At 59.9% G+C, this 2,334-nt stretch carries 3 protein-coding genes; 2 read left to right on the top strand and 1 reads right to left on the bottom strand.

Annotated elements, in window-relative coordinates; all coding sequences use genetic code 11:
• Nucleotides 1-1,132 (bottom strand): MobQ family relaxase (gene mobQ, locus ACTJK5_RS22945; protein WP_440613311.1); only part of this gene is annotated, 1,132 nt, incomplete at its 3' end.
• Between the two features lie 236 nt (nucleotides 1,133-1,368).
• On the opposite strand from mobQ, the gene ACTJK5_RS22940 reads away from it, so the two are divergent.
• Nucleotides 1,369-1,776 carry a mobilization protein gene (locus ACTJK5_RS22940; RefSeq protein ID WP_440613310.1) on the top strand — a complete coding sequence of 136 codons (408 nt, stop codon included), beginning with the start codon at nucleotides 1,369-1,371 and terminating at the stop codon, nucleotides 1,774-1,776.
• Nucleotides 1,773-2,334: type IV secretory system conjugative DNA transfer family protein (locus tag ACTJK5_RS22935; protein WP_440613309.1), on the top strand; the 562-nt coding region annotated here is incomplete at its 3' end. The genes ACTJK5_RS22940 and ACTJK5_RS22935, both read left to right, overlap by 4 nt.

Genomic DNA, 2,334 nt, shown 5'->3' with positions numbered 1-2,334 from the left:
TGGGGGATGTGATGTGTCGAACAGCGGTTCTTTGCTCATCCGTGAGACCCGAACCACCCAGCATCGCATCCTGCCGATCAAGCGCCTGGTCTACTCTGTTGGCGCTCACGCCATGACTGTTTCTCTCCGCCATGCGCAGGCTGCTCGCTGCCATCGCATGCTCGACGTTGATCATCTCGCGCGTCGAGTATTTCGCCAGTTTACTGTTTTGCGCAGGCATAAGCTCGACGAGCTGCGGTGAGGCCATGACGGCGGCAAAGGCGCGCTGGAAACCGTCATTATCGTTGATGTAGCGATGTATGGTGCGAGCGATATCATGACGGTCGAAGACGCTCTTCTCGTCGGTCAGGATGCGCAAAACCTCTTCCGGCTTTCTGCGGATCAGATCGGCGTTTTTCTTCGCCGCTTTTTCTTCCAGGCGAGCACGAGAAACGTCGAGCCCGCGCCGTTCCATCTGGCTTGCATGGACGCCCATATGCTCGGTTGGTGAGAGCTCCAGACCGCGATCGAGATGCGACCGATGATCGACACGGATATCGAGACCGGCCTCCAGCAGATGGCGATTGGTATGATCGGCAAAGGCCTTGCGGATATCGCGCATCTGCATATGCGAGGTGGGTAGACCATTGGCCAGCAACCACCTGTTCTCGCGCTCGATCATGGTCTTCTCGCCGAGACCATCTGGTGTTACCTCGCGCGTCGTCATCATCACATGGGCGTGGACATTGCGGACATCGCTCTTGCCCTGGGGAACATGAATGGCGAAGTCGGCGGCAGCGCCGTAACGGTCGGCGAGATCCTGGGCAAAGGCACGGGCGAGCGACAGGCGGGCGTCTGCGCTCAGCTCATGTGGAAGAGCGATCTCGAACTCACGGGCAACCCGGGAATCCTTTCGACGTTCAGCGGCTTCTGCTGCGTTCCACAGTGCTGAGCGGTCGAGCGCCCATTCTGCCTCGACATCGTCGGGCAGAACGATCTCTGAATGAACCACGCCCTTCTTGGCGGTAAAATCATGGGTGAGGCCGTCACGTTCGTTCGTCAGCAGGCTTGCTGTCCGGTAGGCGATGGCCGCTACGGCACTTCGGCCGCCCGATCGGCTGACCGGCTTTGCGCTGCAATGATAGATCGCCATCATTCCCCCGCGATAGACAAACCCGACAGGCAGACAGTCTCCAACTGTCCCGTGTTCCCTGGCCAAAGCGCGCAAAACCTGCGTTGAAACCTGCTCAACTCGTAAGTGCGCCCTTGTGCCTTAACCGGGGTAGCTCTCGGGAGGTCAGTATTCAACTAGCACAAATGCCAGTGGCCAATTGGAGAGGGGTTTCCTTGAATGCCGTGCTTTGACCCAAACCCAAGAGGGAGAGAGGCATGCGCAAACCCATTGAACAGCGGATCAGGGAGCTGGAAGAACAGAAGAAGGCGCTGCAATCGCGGCTGGAGAAGCAGCAGCGGGCAGAGACGACACGGCGCAGGATGCTGCTCGGATCGTTTGTTCTGGAACGGCTGGAGCAGGAGGGAGATTCCGCACATCGACAGGGAGAGATGGACGGCAAGCAGTTGAGGCAATGGCTTGCTCGCGAGTTCCCGGCCTATCTCAGCCGCGATACTGATCGGCTGCTATTCGTCGATCTGTTGTGGCCGCAGAATGAGCCCAACGCGTCGCCGCAGCCAACGCATGGGACAGGCTTGGATGGTGCTGGCATCGAGGCTGCTGCGACGCTCGGGGATGGCGCGCAGCACGCCACGCGCGAGGACGGAGGCACCGTGCAGCCATGACGGTCTGGGGCTTTGTGAAGGCGGTCGTGACGGCACCGTTTCTGGGAGCCATCTGTGCAGCGATCGGCTGGGTGAACGCAGGCACCATCATCTTCCTCGACTTCGTGGTGCATTGGGCCTTGGGCGCGGAGCAGGGACTGATCAGTCAGGTCCTGCTGGTCGTGGCAAAACACCTGCCGCTTGTCTTCGGAGTGTTCGGGTTCATGGGAGCATTCGTCTCCGAGGTGCCGGTGCAATCCGTATTCGGCACGGCACGCTGGGCCAGTGCAAAGGACATCGCATCGATGGCGGGGAAGGATCGTGCCGGTCTCATCATCGGACGCGATCCGCAGAAGAAGGCGTTGCTGCGCTACGACGGTCCATCGCATCTGATGACCATGGCACCGACGCGAACCGGCAAAGGTGTCGGCACCATCATCCCAAATCTGCTGACGGCTGATCGGTCGATCATCTGCATTGATCCGAAAGGCGAGAATGCCAGGATCACGGCGCGGGCAAGGGAAGGCTTTGGAGCACTGCATGTACTCGATCCGTTCGGGGTGACAGATCGGCCATCCT

The sequence above is a fragment of the Agrobacterium sp. 22094 genome, assembly GCF_052046015.1.
Taxonomy (GTDB): domain Bacteria; phylum Pseudomonadota; class Alphaproteobacteria; order Rhizobiales; family Rhizobiaceae; genus Agrobacterium; species Agrobacterium cavarae.
This window is presented reverse-complemented; position numbering and strand designations above follow the sequence as displayed.

Bases quoted from the DNA above. Each gene is read 5' to 3' on its own strand.
- ACTJK5_RS22940 (WP_440613310.1), top strand. From the start codon at position 1,369: ATGCGCAAACCCATTGAACAGCGGATCAGGGAGCTGGAAGAACAGAAG.